The sequence below is a fragment of the Candidatus Zixiibacteriota bacterium genome (genome assembly GCA_019038695.1).
In the GTDB taxonomy this organism is placed as follows: Bacteria; Zixibacteria; MSB-5A5; order GN15; family FEB-12; genus B120-G9.
Genome location: JAHOYZ010000015.1, coordinates 1 through 15,768, shown reverse-complemented (window position 1 = coordinate 15,768; position 15,768 = coordinate 1). Strand labels below are relative to the sequence as shown.

Genomic DNA, 15,768 nt, shown 5'->3' with positions numbered 1-15,768 from the left:
TTATACATACAGAGACCCGACCCAACAGGATTGAGGACAAACATAATGAAGAGAACTGCGGTAGTAGTCGTATTGACGTTGATGGTTTTGCTATCCATGGCGACCACAGCAATGGCAACCGAGTATTACTTTAAGTTCAAAATCGACTCACGCGAAGAATTGCAGAAACTCACCCGAGTTATTTCGATTGATAATGTCCGCGACGGTGAAGTCTGGGCCTATGCCAATGACCGCGAGATGGCTGAGTTTGAACGCCTGGGTTATGACTGGACCGAGTTGCCCCACCCCGGCACTCTCTACAAAGTGGAATCTTCGTCAAACCTCAAGGATCTTCGCGCCTGGGATGTTTACCCAACTTTCAGTGGCTATCAAGCTATGATGGCTCAGTTCGAGATCGACCATCCCAGTCTGTGTGAGATTGTTGACATTGGCAATAGTGTTAACGGTCGCCCTATCCTGTTTGCTCGCATATCCGATAATGTCAGCGTTGAAGAAAACGAACCGGAAGTCATGTATACCTCAAGCATGCACGGCGACGAAACAACCGGCGCGGTACTTATGCTGCGGATGATTGATTCCCTGCTGAGTGCCTACGGTACCGATTCTGAAATCACCGCGATGGTGGACCATATGGAAATATGGATCAACCCGTTTGCCAATCCCGACGGCAGCTATGGTAGCGGAGATCCGAATGTCCTCTCCAATCCCACTCGCTATAACTCCAACAGTGTTGACCTTAACCGTAATTATCCCGACCCCGAAGATGGGCCACACCCCGATGGCAATTCCTGGCAAACGGAAACAGTTCATTTTATGAACTTTGCCTCTGCTCACACCTTAGTCATCTCAGCCAATCATCATGGCGGTGCGGAAGTAATTAACTATCCCTGGGATACATGGTCTACGCGCCACGCCGATGATGCCTGGTGGATTGATATTTCCCGCATGTACGCTGACTCAGCTCAGCATTACAGCCCTTCGGGGTATATGACCTATCAGAACAACGGAATCACCAACGGCTACGACTGGTATTCCATCGCCGGTGGCCGCCAGGACTATATGAACTACTGGCATCATTGTCGGGAAGTCACACTTGAATTGTCGGGTGTGAAATTCCTCCCGGCGAGCCAGCTACCTTCCCTCTGGGTATACAACCGCCAGTCGCTTTTTGACTGGTTGCGCCAGGCCAATTTCGGTATCAAGGGTGTCATCACCGATGCCAGTACATCCCTGCCACTTTTTGCAATGGTAACAGTTCTGGGGCACGATATCGACAGTTCTCAAATCTACACCGATCCCGATGTGGGCGACTACCATCGCATGATTGAGGCCGGTACCTGGAACCTTGTGTTTGCTTCTCCCGGTTACTACCCAGACACAGTTTTTGGAATCACGACGGTAGATCGTACGGTCCAGACCGTCGATGTTCAGTTGCAGCCGCTCTCCAATGAGCCGGTTCTGGTCTTTGTCGGACATAATGCTGGTTCTGTCGATCCCGGCGATGCCGTATCTATGAAAGTGACTCTTGAGAACAATGGCGCCGGTGATGGTATTGGGGTAGCTGGGACGCTAAGTTGTTCGGATGGCTACATTACTATCACACAGAACACGACGACCTATCCGACCATCACTGCTCTGGGCGGCACGGGCACATCTATCACGGCCTACCAGTTCGATATCGACCCGACTACACCTATGGATTATTCTGTGCAATTTGTCGAGCACCTCACTGCCAACGGCGGCTACTCGGATAGCATTATGTTCTCGCTTACGATTGGAAAAGTAATTGAAGATTTCGAGTCCGGCGATTTCACGATGTATCCATGGCAGATGACCGGCAATGAGGACTGGCAACTCGTTGGCAGTGATGTCTACGAAGGCGTCTACAGCTCGCGATCAGGGAGTATCACCCATAACCAGACATCAAGTATGTCGGTAACTCTCGACAACCTAGATGCTGGTAATATATCGTTTCAGTACAAAGTCTCCTCGGAATCGAATTATGATTACCTGCGTTTCTACGTTGATGATCAGCAGAAGGGTCAGTGGGCAGGTGAGGTCGATTGGACCGAAGCTACCTTCGCAGTAACTTCCGGCTCACATGCCTTCAGATGGACTTATTACAAAGATGGTTTAATTTCCAGTGGCAGTGATTGCGGCTGGGTGGACTACATTGTGTTCCCCGACTTAGATAGCGACATTGATGACGATGGCGTTGTCAACAACGACGACAACTGTCCGATGACGCACAATCCCACCCAGGAGGATGCGGACTCGGACGATGTCGGCGACGTATGTGATAACTGTCCCGACGTACCCAACCCCGATCAAGCTGACGCCAACGGCAACAATGTCGGTGATGTCTGCGAATACATCTGCGGAGATATAGACGGCGACGGCGGTGGGCCGGTCATATCAGACCTGACTTACTTGGTGGCCTATCTCTTCACGGGTGGTCCAGTTCCGCCGGTAATGGAAGCGGCGAGTATCGATGGCGAGCCGGGCGTTGTGGTCGGCGATCTTACTTACTTGGTTGCCTATCTATTTACCGGTGGTCCCGACCCGATTTGTGAGTAGGCGCCAGGGACACAGTCCCTTGATCGGTCTTCAAGTTTAATGAAACGGGCAAGAACATTACGCTCCTGTCCGTTTTCGTAACCCGGTGCTCCCTGGCAAATATGGCGTGGCTAGCGTTTGCAATCTGACCCGGTAGATGAAATTATCAAATACTTCCATCGGTTGACAACGTGGGTAGCTGCACGTATCGTGCTGCGTATCGCAATAAACAGCATTCGAAAGACCACGAAAGGTATATCCGTGATTGCAAAGAACTGTCGCACCGTTCCCGCGTTCATATTCTTGTTCTTGATCTTCTTCACGACATCTATGATGCAACCATTGTCCGCTTCCGTATTGCGCGGCACTGTGTTTGACTCCGACACGAAAGAGCCGATTCCGGTTGTAACAATACGCGTCGAAGGTACGGGTCATGCTATGGCCTCCAATGATGACGGACAGTTTCGGTTGCTGCTGGACCCGGGGCAGTATTGTATCAAATTCAGTCATGTATCTCATTACTCGGAGACTGTTGACATCGTTGTGACCGACACGGCTGTTGCTATGGACGTCAGCCTTCGTCCAGCGATTATCGAACTGAAGGGAACCACGGTTTACAATCGAGCCTATGATCCCGCACAGGAAATTATCGTTCGAGCTATCGCCCATAAGGAAGAGCTACTAAGGAAAATTCGCGATTACTGGTTTGATGCCTATACAAAATTAGTTGTACGCAAGATTGAGAGTGAGGACAGCACCAGGGTCTACCTAATAGTGGAATCGCAACTCGCGGGTTACTGGGAGCAGCCCGGTCGCTACAAGGAAATTATCACCGCCCGGAGGCAGACAGCCAACATGACTGCCGAGCAAAATCTCATCTCAGTAGGCGAGATATTCAACCTCAACAGTAATCGTCTGGACTTCGGGCGGCAACAAGTAGTGTCACCAACAGCCGATGACGCCCTGGACTATTACAATTACTACTTGCTGGACACCATCCTGTTGGACGGAAAACCAGTCTTTAAGCTCGAAATCGAGCCCCGGGGCAACACTCATCCCTTGCTTGTCGGAGAAATCCTTATTGCCGATTCCACCTACGATGTGGTGGGTGTTGAAGTCGGCTTCAGCAATGGTTTTGATGCTCCCTATATCAGCGATCTAACCTACCGTCAGACATATGCGGCTTTCGATGACAACCTGTGGATGCCGATTGAAGTCCGCTTCTCCGGTCGGTTTGATATACCGGGTCCGATCATCCCCGCTCTCGCTTTCGACTACGTGGCCGCGCTGCATCGTTTCACAATAAACGAGGGGATTCCTGATGGTATCTTCGACCAGTATGTGCTCGAAGTGGCAGAAACTGCGGATGATATAGACTCGGTCGCCTGGAATGAGGGTCAACTGGTGCCACTGACCGCCGAAGAAACAGCCGGCTATGCCCATATTGACTCACTCGAGAACCTTCCACCGTCGGTTAAGGAAATTATCACCAAGGCTCTGATTGCGCCTTACTTCACCTTAGCTACACAGTATAACTTCGTTCATTTCAACCGTGTGGATGGCGCTTATTTGGGTCTGGCACTGCCGATTGAAGATCTGATTCCCAGAGTGAAGCTGCATTTGCAAAGCGGGTACGCGTTCGAAAGCGAATACTGGCAGCATCGGTATGCGGCCGACTACATGTTCTGGGAACAAATGCAGACCTTGATTGGCGCAGAATATCATAACCAAATTCGGCGGCGACCCCTGGCGGGTAATCCCGGCTACAATCCAACCATACCAGCCCTGTTTCAGAAGATTGATCCGTCTGACTACTATCAGGAAGAAGGCTTTGAAGTCTATTTGCAGACCCGCCTGCTACCCAAAGTCAATCTGAAGTTAGAATATCACGATGTTGATCAATACTCGATCGGTAATGCCACCGACTACAGTCTCATCTGGGCTAAAGACAAGGAGCATCGACCCAACCCTGGCATTCTCAACGGCAAGCTCAGGTCGGTAAGTGCTTCGTTGCGTTGGGACAGTCGCCCCCTGATGAAGATCAAGGGGAAGGAGTCAAAAGGGTTCGCCCTGCCCCTGACGATATTCGAGATCGGCGGTGAATCCTCGTGGCCGAAATTCATCGACAGTGACTTTAAGTTTCACCGTGGCTATATCAGGCTGCGACATATAAGAACTCTGCCTGGGCTGGGTTTATTCCGGTTCTCAACTTACGCCGGAATGTCCAACCGGTTCTTGCCGCCACAGCGCTATTTCACTATGGATTTCGGAGACATTGACAATAAACAGTTGACCGATTTCAAGACCCAGGGAACAGTCAACTTCGCGGGTGATCGGGTACTTTCGGTCTATGCCGCTCACGACTTCGGCAGTATCTTGTTTCGGCGCCTGAAGCTGCCGTTGCTGAAGAAAACGCCATTCTCGCTTTTTGTCTATGGTGGTTCGTTCTGGTGCGATTTCCAGGATGAATCGATCATTTTGGAAGGTGAGCACCCTGTTACTGCAGTCAGACCGTACTCGGAAATCGGTTTTGGGTTCGGGCGCCTGCCACCGCTGTTTTTGCGAACGTTCTTTACGTGGCAGTTGTCGGACTACAATACCAACGACTTCTCTTTCAAGATTGGGATGGCGTTCTAGCCCGCGAGACAATCAGGGCTATTTCGCAAATGTAGGGGCAGTAAGGTTACCTTCAAAACAGTTGCCTCATCGCGGAGAGATTGTATCTTGACGTTATGTCGCAGTCGATTTCCCATCCAGCAGGGGCAGGGTCATTCCCCTGCTCGATATCAAACCGCGTTGTTGCGGTCGGGGCGTTGCTGGTTCTTTCTCCGCTGATCCTTTACGTGATCGACATCCGGCCAATCATTGCCACTGGCTACCTGGCGGGGCTGGCTGCCTTGGTACTGTTGGTAAACCCACGACTTTCATTCGTTCTATTCCTGGTTTCGATCTCTGTTAAAATGCCCTATCTTCTCGATTTCATTGCTATTCATCCCTATGACATCGCCTTCGCATTGGCCGCATTAGCATTCATTCTAAACCACCTCCTGCGCTCGGGAGCTGAGATTCGCCCTACGCCTCTGGATACACCATTCATATTGCTAATTATGGCTACCTGGTTGTCGGCCTTGTTCGCTTATGATATGCGTGAGTCAGTGGTGTCGTCGATACGGATTGTGACTGTGTATTTAACTTTCCGATTTGTATTCAAGTATGCCCTAGAAATCGGGGTTAGGAAGCTGTTACTGTTTTTTATGATCCAGACGGCCGTTCTGTCGGCCCTGGCCTTTATTCCCTTTGTCTTGGCCGGCGGTAGCTTCCGATCGTTCGGACCGGCTGGATTGGCGCTCCAGTATTTCGCTATGACCACCCTGCCGATGGCTTTAGCCTTCCTTATCTGGACCCGGTCACCAGCCTCCCGTTTCGGTTATGGATTGATCTGTGTAGTGACCGGTTTGGGCATATTCGCCACCCAGTCTCGAGCTCCGTTATTGGCTGTCGTGGTGGCGGTACCAATCTTGCTTTTCGTTGCTTATCGAAAGGCCAGACGGGAGAACGCTCAACGTGCCGCCCGAGCCGTCAAGCTGGTGTTGATTCCCATAGCTCTGCTAGGTGTAACTGTAGTCGTTCTAGGCGAGACACTGTTCGGAGGAATCCTCACGCGAGTGACCAGCCTGATTGCCTCGCTACAAAATCCTGAGGGCACGGTGTCAACCCGACTCATCCTGTGGACCTCTGCCATCAAAGGCTTCCTCAGTAGTCCGATTATTGGAATCGGGATTGGAAATATGAAGATCATTCACGAGGTGGTACCGGAGGTGAAACTAATCCCCCTTTGGGCATATGTGAAAGGAATGTCGGCTCACAACGTGTTGTTGCACTACTTGGCCGAAACCGGACTGGTTGGCACCAGCGCGTTGATGTTGCTATTCTGGAGAGGCCTGCGTATCGGACGAACAAACCTGAGGTTGAAACTTGATCAGATTAACGCCCCGGTATCGGTCGCGTTGTTCATGGCTGCCCTGGTCTGTTTCATCACGATGTTCTATATGCGGACCTGGACCTGGGGCCAGACCGGGTACATTCTGGCGATTCTCTTCGGCCTCAATGCCGCCTGGTCTCATCAACACCGAGCCCGCTAGAGGCTCCCTTCTATTTTTTCTTGAACAACATCCAGGACCCTCCGTATTTATATTCAATGCAAATTCACAACCGGTTGAAATCCCGTGAGATGAAACCGGCGGACTGGAAGGTTATATGAAAAATCGTGAACTGGCGATCGTAGCGTTGTTATCGATTAGTCTCATTGCTCTGGAACTGGCCTGGACTCGGATATTCTCAGCTGAGTTCTTCTACACTTTTGCATTTCTCATTCTCTCAATTGCAATTCTCGGTCTTGGGCTTGGTGCTCTCGCGCTTCGATTATTCCCGTCACTGGGAAAGACAGAGAAACTCGGTCTCACACTGTCGCTGACCGGACTGATGACCCTGATTGGTCCCCCGGCGGTATTCAAGCTGGGTTTGAAATTCTCGGCTTTGTTAAGCAGTTGGGCAATGGTAGGTAAACTCGCAGTGGCAATAATGTTGCTGGGGTCGGCTTTCTTCTTTGGCGGGATTGCCCTGGCCTCAATTTTCAGAAAACACCACCAGCAAATACCCAAACTATACATGGCCGATCTTATTGGTGCCGGGCTGGCCGTTCCTATCATTATTATGGCCATGAACGGTTTCGGAACGCCGAAGGCGTCATTTTTATGTGCTCTTCCAGTACTGGTGGCAGCGATGATTGCCTGCCGGAGATGGGTCAAAATCATCCCCGTGATACTGGGCGGTGTTATGTTCATGACGCTTGGTTCGGCTGCTTCAATGTTGGAGAGAGAACGACCGGAACGCGCCCCGGTTATCTACAAACACTGGGACGCTATGTCCAAGATCAAGATTTTCGATTACGGGCCATACGCACGCGGACTTGAAATCGACAATGTTGCCAACTCGCCGGTGTATGCCTTTGATGGTAACTGGAACCGACCTGATTCCGAAAAATACGAGTTCGGTATCGACGTGTCCTACCTGATTGAGCAATTTGATTCGTGTATATTTCTTTCGCTTGGGTCTGGAGGCGGGACCGATGCTTTACAGGCACTAATGGCCGGAGCTACCGAAGTTCACGCCGTCGAAGTCAACCCGTTTATCAACCACATGATGCTCTATGGCGATTCGTGTGGCTATATCCTTCAGTATCCTCAGAAAGATACTGCGACCGAAGAGATCGCTGTCGCAGATAGCGCGTCTACTGATACGACTGAGACCGACTCAGCTGTTGTCGAAGTCGCAGAGGTTGATTCCGTCGAAACCGATACGATTGACTACAGCGTTCCGTTGCCAATAGTGACGCTATCCGAATTCACGAGCCGGCTCTATCATGATCCACGTATTACGGTTGTAAGCGAAGATGCTCGGGCCTATACGCGGCGACACAAGAACAAGTTTGATGTAATATACTCCCTCAGTTCCAACACCTGGGCGGCGCTTGCCTCCGGTTCGTTTGCTTTGGCCGAGAGTTACCTGTTCACGACCGAGGCATTTATGGACTACTGGGAGTCGCTCTCCGACAGCGGTTTCATGATGATGGAGCACCAGTTCTATATGCCGCGTATTGTCTCCGAAGTAAAAGACGCGTTGGAGAATTTAGGGGTCAATGACCCCCTATCTCATTTCGCTGTCTACAATCTTCCACAAATGCGACGTAATATAATGTTCATTTCGAAACGCCCGCTCACCGATTCGATCCGCTACTATGCCTTTGGGGCGTTGACGCCGGAAGTGTATGACCAACGGCATCTATTGTATCCGGCGCCCGACTCGCTCCAGGACAGTCTTATCAATCGCATCGTGCTGGAAGGATGGCAGACCGTCTCCGAGGACAGGCCGATTGATCTCTCTCCTGCCACCGATGATCGACCGTTTGTGGCGCAGATGGGTCTAATGAAGAATTTCCAGTTCGAAGGGCTGGACCGGATTCTTCCGTATGAGTTCTTCGGGTTTCCATTAGCCAAGTTGATAATAATCGTCATTTTGTTAGTGGTCGGAATCCTGATCCTGCCTTTGAATCTATTGCCGTATGTTGTCAAAGGGCCACATTTGAAAATCGCCCCGTGGCTGTATTTCTTCGTCATCGGTTTGGCCTTCATGATGGTCGAGATAATCCTGATTCAGAAATATACACTGTTTATAGGCACCTCCATCTACGCCATCATAACGGTGTTGCTGGCGTTGTTGCTTGGGGGCGGTATCGGTAGTCGTTTCTCGAAAGAGGTCAGCAACCGGGTGGCGTTCGGGGGAATCTTCATCTGGCTGATACTTGATGTCCTCGTGTTCGGAAGTCTGACCAACGCGCTGGGAGGGCTAACGCCGGTACCGAGGATGCTGGTGTCGATATTGCTGATCTTCCCACTGGGATTCTTTATGGGCATGCCGTTCCCGAAAGCAGCCTTACGGGTGGGCGAACTGGTCGACTGGGGTTTTGCCGTCAACGGGGCAGCTTCGGTGATTGGTGCCACGCTGGTGATGTTGATCGCTTTCAATTTCGGCTACGCGGTTTCGTTACTAATCGCGGCGGTGTTGTATCTGGTGGCGTACGGTTTGATTTCGCTGAAGGAAGCCTGGGGAGAGTAGCAGGCCACATTGTCACCCTCGCGGACGCGGGGGTCCAGCAGGCATTGCCTGTTTCATGGGTGGCCCACATGTCATCCCCGTGGATGGCGTAAGTTGATCTGTCATTCCCGCGCAGGCGGGAATCCAGTCTTCTCTTCGCAAAATGGGTTTGATTCGCAAATTCACTTTTTGCGTTTTGGTGTAACTCCTTGTACTTAGTTGCGTAAGGCGAATTCGCTTGTGGTTTCAACCACTGAAAATGTAGAGAATTCGTTCGTTTTCTATGGTGATTCTGTGTCGGTTTTTGGTCTTCTGTTCGGAGTTGGCTCATGTAGAATGGGCTGGTGCAGGTATCAGCAGAGATGTTGTGGGAAAAGTGTAGGGGGAAGGAAAAACATCGACCGGCCCAAACATGTTTGAGCCGGTCAAGCATCGGTTCAGAAACTACTTTTGCTTCCGTAATCGAGCTATCTCAATGCTCTGCCTTGCTATTACTGCAGCCTGATAGCAACTTTGCCAAAGAGACAGATCCTTACCTGTCTTACTTGGGTTCTGGTCGCGGCGTGCGGTAGCGCCAACGGCATCCGCCATCTGAAGCCCCATATCGCCCGAAAGCAGTTTGGCGGGATTGCACCCTTTCGCCCAGCAGAAACGTCCTCCTTTTTCCTCCAGCAGTGCCCTAAAGGCACCAAGTATTGGATAAACGAATCCGGCCGGAACCCTAAACTTGGAAGCTCGGCCTGAAAATGGCAATTGCACGTTGCGCATCGCTACCCCGGTGAGCTTACCAAAGGCACCCCTAGTTACATCCTCTCCAAATTCCTGTCGAGCAGTATTGTATAAGCGTGGTAAGTTCAGATGGATCTCATCGTGAAGTCGAAGAAAATCGGGCACCAGAGGGTAAAGCCTTTCATATATCGATTGGGTTGACCCAGTGCTTGGAGACGTCTTCTGATCGAACTCCTTGAGACAGACCATCTTGGACCGGTATCCATTCACCGGATGACGCGAGCCGGTAAACAGTTCTACATCGAACATATACAGGATTGAGATTATATCCCGAATGTCGATGGACTTCTGAGTTCCATTGGCGTGAGTTTCGTATTCCTTGAAGGCAATCTCGTCGGCGTATGGTTCATACTGCAATAGCTTTTTAAGCGCATCGAATCGGCCCTCAAGCTGCAGCAGGCTTTCATCCTTTACCTGATTCGAAGTATTCCTAGCTCCGGCGATATCCTTGATCTGACCCAGGTCGAATCCCTTGAGGATTTCTAGCTTGACAGATCTCTGCCGCTGATGGCCCGTGTCCTCCTCGGTTTTCTTAAGACTCCCCCGCTCTTTCTGAATAATAAGATGCGTGTGCCCGCCATCAATCAGGCCGTGTATATCACGCTCGGTGAACGTTACTGAAACTTCCATCGATTTGTTGTCGAACTTGACGTTATCCGCGATTATTACAATGCCTCTGTTCAAATAGACAAACAACTCTTCCTCATGCAAGGCGGCCCTAATCATCTGAGGAACCTTGCCGCGATCTTTCGGATCACGCAGGTTCGATTTACCCCACTCGCTTAAGTCGGGTAGAGCCTGCACATCGACAGTGCACAAGAAATCGCGAAATCCGCGATCATCCAGCGGCGTCTCAAGGCGTTTGAAATCTTGAACGGGGAATCGGAAGGTCATTGGCTGGTTCGCTTTCATGGCAAACCTCCTCATTATAAGAATTTTATTCTCTTACGCCACCAAGGTTACCCTACAGTGACTTCGCTCAAGTTTACACTATGAGCGCATTTCACCTACAAAGTGCGTCAAATGGTTCGACCAGTCAACAACTTTCTTTCTGGGGAGTGCCTTCTGATGTCGAAACTGAAGACAGTTTCAACCCACTCAATCAAATCCACACCAGCCAATAGACGTGTGATCCCGGGCAGACGGGGACGTCTGCCGCGCACGGAAATCCGGCCCAAATAAGTTTAAGCCGGGCACCCGTGCGAGGGTGACAGGTTGTGAGTTATCATTGTCAAGCCGACAAGCGGCTTGACCTACATGGCTTGCCCTCTCCCACATTTTCCCCTATAATGTCCCGCAAAGATAGAACAAGACCCCGACCTCAGGAGTAAATGACATGCCTGACACAAAAATCCCCCCCGCACCAAAATGGGACCTCGAAACGATAATACCCGGCGGAAGCAAATCGCCCCAGTTCAAAAAACATCGCGATAAAGTCGAAGCATCCCTCAAGTCAGCCGCCGCCAATCTCGAAGCGCTGCCCGAAAAGATTGACGATGCCTCGCTGAGCCAGTGGGTTGATTTTGTTCTCCAGTATCAAGCGATCCTGGCAGACATCGAACTTGTGCTGGCGCTTAGCGGATGTCTGACGTCGCAGGATGTCAAGGACGACGTGGCCGCCGCCATTGAAGGCAAAGGTGACGAGTACCTGTCCGAGTGGGAAAAACTCAATGCCGGTCTCGAAGCGCGTACGCTCAAGATATCCGATGATCAGTGGGACTTGCTGATCCAAGCTCCCGCTCTCGACAAGTTAGCTTTTCCGCTGAATGAGATGCGCGAGATTGCCAAGAGCAAAATGCCGCTTGAGCAGGAATCGCTCGCCCTCGAACTGGCCGTCAACGGCTACCACGCCTGGAACCGTTTGTATGACAAGATGGCCGGTGATCTTCGCGCTGATTTTGAAGAGGACGGGGAAACAAAATCACTTTCGATGGGGCAGCTGGCTACCAAGATGTCCAGCCCTGACCGTGATGTGCGCAAGCGCGCTTTTGAGGCGATGTATTCAGCATGGGGAACACGCGCCGATCTGGCCGCAATGGCTCTCAACGCGCAGGGAGGATTCCGCCTGTCGTTATACAGCAATCGCAAATGGGATTCGGTGCTGCACGAGCCGTTGACAATGGCCCGCTTGAAGGAGTCGACCCTTGACGCCATGTGGAGTGTTGTCGCCGATGAAGCCCACAAACTCAAACCTTATGTTGAAGCGAAGAAAAAACTGCTCGGTATCGACAAGTTCAGTTGGTACGATCAGTTTGCTCCCTGCGGCAAATCCGACGCGGCTATTCCGTTTGACGAAGCCGGAAAGTTCATTGTCGATAATTTCCGTACGTTCTCGACCAATCTGGCCGATTTCGCGGAGATGGCGCTGGAGAAACACTGGGTGGAGGCTGAAGATCGTGGCGGCAAGCGCGGTGGTGGATTCTGCACCGGATTTGGACCAATCAAGCAGTCGCGAATATTCATGACCTATGCCGGGACCTTTGAGAACCTGCTGACCCTGGCCCATGAACTCGGTCACGCGTTTCATCAGTGGGTCCTGAAGGAACGGCCCTACCTCTCGCAACAGTACCCGATGCCTCTGGCCGAGACAGCTTCGATTTTTGCCGAAACGCTTGTAGTCGATGCCGCCCTGAAACAGGCTACGGACCCGCAGGAAAAACTTATGCTGCTCGATCAAAGGTTGCAAGCAGCTTATGGGATGTTTACCGACCTGCACTGCCGGTATATATTTGACCGCTCCTTCTACGCCGAACGGGGAAAAGGAATTGTTCAGAAAGACCGGCTCTGCGAAATGATGGTTGAGGCACAGAAAAAGGCGTACGGCGAACTGCTTGACGAATCCGGGCACCATCCGTTGTTCTGGTGTTCTAAGTTGCATTTCTATCTGACCGGCCAACCATTCTATCATTTCCCGTATGTGTTCGGCTATCTTTTCTCGGGTGGGGTGTATGATCGGGCTTGCAAGGAAGGGTCGGTCTTTACTGACAAGTACCGCTCGTTGCTGGTTGATACGGGTAGTATGATGACTGAGGATCTGGCACAGAAACATCTGGGGGTTGACCTGTCGACAAGAAGTTTCTGGGAAGATGCTGTTGCTCGTTCCCTGGCCGATGTTGATGAGTTTGTCAAGTTGGCCCAGGGGTAGCAGGCATTGCCTGTCTTCCGGCATCGCCTATTCTCTGGCAGGAGCACAGGACTTCTGCCCTACCAGACTGTCAGAATAAATTGGATAAGAGAAGTGCGCTCCGTGCGAGGGGGAGGGAACAACACGGAGCGCAACTGGAATCGCAGAGGTCGGTCAAAAAGTCTGACCAGTAATTCTCTTACCCACCCAAAGAACACAGGCTGGAAAAGAATAGTTCCCGAAATAGATAAAAATGATCTATTTTGTATGTTGGCCCCTCCCGTTGGACTATTTGACTACCATAAAGAAGGATTCGGAAGCGCATTTTTTCGTAAATCCAAACAGCCTCGGCGTCGATATAATGATATATGAGACTACGTAATACTTATGTCTGTCTGCTGGCCCTCGGCCTTTTGGTCGCTGTGGCGACGGCACTAATAGTTGGTTGTGACGGCTCCTCGGGACCGACCGACCCCTTCAATGATGACTACGAATATTGCTTTGGAGGTGTCCTGGTAAAGGACTACAACCGTAACGTGGCCTATGCTGCGGCTCGGTTGGAACGCAATGATACCCTTGTAACCGGGGCTGTTTTCGTCGTGGGCGGCGACACACTTGTTGCTTCAGCCGACAGATACACTTTTGCGGTCGGTCCGGCCGACAGTCTGCCGGCCGGTCCGGTGGATATGGTCGTGAAAGACGCCTCTCGATTGAATGATACGTTGGGGTTTACGATGCCCGGCCAACTGTCAATCACGTCGATTGCACCGACGGAAAAGGGACCAGCCGATCTGGTATCGGTAAGCTGGACTGGTGCTGCTGATGCGGAAGGATATATCATCGCGGCGGTCAAGAAGGACTCGGCCTATATGGGGATCGGCTACAGCCAGTGGGTGACATCACAGGCAACTTATATCGGAATCAACGACAGTGCTTTCACGAAAACGTCACTTCAGGGCGGAGAACCAGATCCGGGTATATACTACATCTATGTGTATGCATATCACGGAGTACCAGATAGCACCTTGCTTGCTACCCTGCTACCGACGCCGGTACCCGATCAGCTCGATGATAACATCGCAGAGCAGAACATGTCCGGCACCAAGTGCAGCATTGTGACCACTGGCTTCGCGACAATAGAGGTCCTGGCCAACTAAGCAGGTCTTCGCCTATTAGACCTTAAGAAGGGAGCAATGCTCCCTTTTTTGTTGTCCGCCTCGGGTGTCCGGTCTACACTCCCATTATGAAAGATCGAGAGAAACTGGTCAGAGAACTGGCTCGGCTCTCAACTGAGCAGACCAATCCGGACACAACCGATATCGACCGCCTGAGCGCACAGGATATCGCTCACAAAATCAATCGGGAAGACAGCAAAGTTGCTGCAATTGTGAAGCAGGCGATTCCCCGGATTTCCGAAGCGGCTGAGATATTTGCCGCAACTCTGAAGAAGGGCGGACGAGTGTTCTATGTCGGGGCTGGCACATCCGGCCGTTTGGGCGTACTCGATGCCGCCGAGTGTCCGCCTACTTTTGGCACTGACCCCAAGCAGATTGTAGGGCTCATATCGGGCGGTCACGAAACTCTGGTGTTATCGCTGGAGGGAGCCGAAGACAGAATCGATGAGCCAGTGATTGAATTGAGGGCGCGAGGATTATCTCAGGCTGATTTTGTCATCGGTCTGGCTGCCTCGGTTCGCACGCCCTATACCAGGGCTGCCCTTGAGTATGCGATAGAAGTCGGTGCCGGAACGGCTTTCATAATCTGTAACGAACCGGTCAATCTTCCCGCTGGACTTGATATTGTCATTTCATTACCGGTAGGTCCGGAGGTGATTACCGGCTCAACCCGAATGAAATCCGGGACAGCTCAGAAAATGACACTCAATATGATTTCCACTACCGCAATGGTGTTGCTGGGCAAGACATTCGGTAACCTGATGGTTGATCTTCAGTGTCGCTCGGAGAAATTGGCCGCTCGCTCGCGTAAGATACTCATGGATTTGCTGGAGCTTGACTATGAGCAGGCGGACCAACTTCTCATTTCAGCCGACGGGGTAGTTAAGACGGCTATTGTGATGCACAAACTAAGCTGTTCTCGCGAAGAGGCTTTGCGGCGACTTGATGATGGGGATGGTTTTGTGTCTCGCGTAATCTGAGGTGTGTACCGACCGGAACGTAAAAGTGTGGTTCGTACCTGTCGGTACACTTCAGTAGCTCGATCACAAACAGCGACGACACCTTAACACATGCCACTACAGTTACTTATGGTGATTACAGCAATCATGGCACAGCGGTTGATACTATTCCAGACAGCAAACACAACTGAGAAACAATTTACTGAAAGGAGAACACTGATGATTCGCAAACTAGCCTTTCCTCTCCTGGTGCTGACGTTGCTGATCTGGGCTGCAGGATGTTCGGATAACACCACAGATCCTGTCACGGACGGAGAACTGAATCTTGATTCCGAGTTTGGTGGATACACGGCCAATGCAGAAAATCCTGGGTTCGATGAGTCGGATTTGATCGCGGAAACAGAAGCGGACGAAGAGTTCGATGACCCCATGCTGGTCTCTCCAGATGTGGTTGAATGTCTGACTGATCCTGAAGCCGGTTACTACCACCTTCGGGCTGTATGGGGCAGGC

Annotated in this window: 10 protein-coding genes; 8 read left to right on the top strand and 2 right to left on the bottom strand. The window is 51.3% G+C overall.

What is annotated here, in order from left to right:
- Positions 1-45: 45 nt before the first annotated feature.
- Entirely contained in the window at positions 46-2,577 is a 2,532-nt protein-coding gene (locus KOO62_06380) for a thrombospondin type 3 repeat-containing protein (protein MBU8933616.1), read from the top strand.
- 110 nt (positions 2,578-2,687) lie between these two features.
- Here the strand turns inward: KOO62_06380 and KOO62_06375 are convergent, their stop codons facing one another.
- A complete protein-coding gene (locus KOO62_06375) occupies positions 2,688-2,924 on the bottom strand; it encodes a hypothetical protein (protein ID MBU8933615.1) in 237 nt (78 codons plus the stop codon).
- Position 2,925: 1 nt separating this feature from the next.
- Between KOO62_06375 and KOO62_06370 the strand changes: the two genes are divergently transcribed.
- From KOO62_06370 to KOO62_06360, 3 genes are all read left to right on the top strand, one after another.
- A complete protein-coding gene (locus KOO62_06370) occupies positions 2,926-5,193 on the top strand; it encodes a DUF5686 and carboxypeptidase regulatory-like domain-containing protein (GenBank protein MBU8933614.1) in 2,268 nt (755 codons plus the stop codon).
- A gap of 95 nt (positions 5,194-5,288) precedes the next feature.
- Positions 5,289-6,698, top strand: coding sequence for an O-antigen ligase family protein (locus tag KOO62_06365; protein MBU8933613.1), 1,410 nt, complete (start codon positions 5,289-5,291; stop codon positions 6,696-6,698).
- A gap of 115 nt (positions 6,699-6,813) precedes the next feature.
- On the top strand, positions 6,814-9,231 hold the full coding sequence (locus tag KOO62_06360; GenBank protein ID MBU8933612.1) for a hypothetical protein: 2,418 nt from the start codon (positions 6,814-6,816) through the stop codon (positions 9,229-9,231).
- Positions 9,232-9,654: 423 nt separating this feature from the next.
- Here the strand turns inward: KOO62_06360 and KOO62_06355 are convergent, their stop codons facing one another.
- Entirely contained in the window at positions 9,655-10,911 is a 1,257-nt protein-coding gene (locus KOO62_06355) for an AIPR family protein (GenBank protein MBU8933611.1), read from the bottom strand.
- Between the two features lie 424 nt (positions 10,912-11,335).
- On the opposite strand from KOO62_06355, the gene KOO62_06350 reads away from it, so the two are divergent.
- From KOO62_06350 to KOO62_06335, 4 genes are all read left to right on the top strand, one after another.
- Positions 11,336-13,144, top strand: a complete 1,809-nt coding sequence (locus tag KOO62_06350; protein ID MBU8933610.1) for a M3 family oligoendopeptidase — start codon at positions 11,336-11,338, stop codon at positions 13,142-13,144.
- Between the two features lie 347 nt (positions 13,145-13,491).
- On the top strand, positions 13,492-14,280 hold the full coding sequence (locus tag KOO62_06345; GenBank protein MBU8933609.1) for a hypothetical protein: 789 nt from the start codon (positions 13,492-13,494) through the stop codon (positions 14,278-14,280).
- A gap of 86 nt (positions 14,281-14,366) precedes the next feature.
- A complete protein-coding gene (gene murQ, locus KOO62_06340; GenBank protein ID MBU8933608.1) occupies positions 14,367-15,278 on the top strand; it encodes an N-acetylmuramic acid 6-phosphate etherase in 912 nt (303 codons plus the stop codon).
- Between the two features lie 198 nt (positions 15,279-15,476).
- On the top strand, positions 15,477-15,768 hold a 292-nt coding region (locus KOO62_06335; protein ID MBU8933607.1), incomplete at its 3' end, for a hypothetical protein.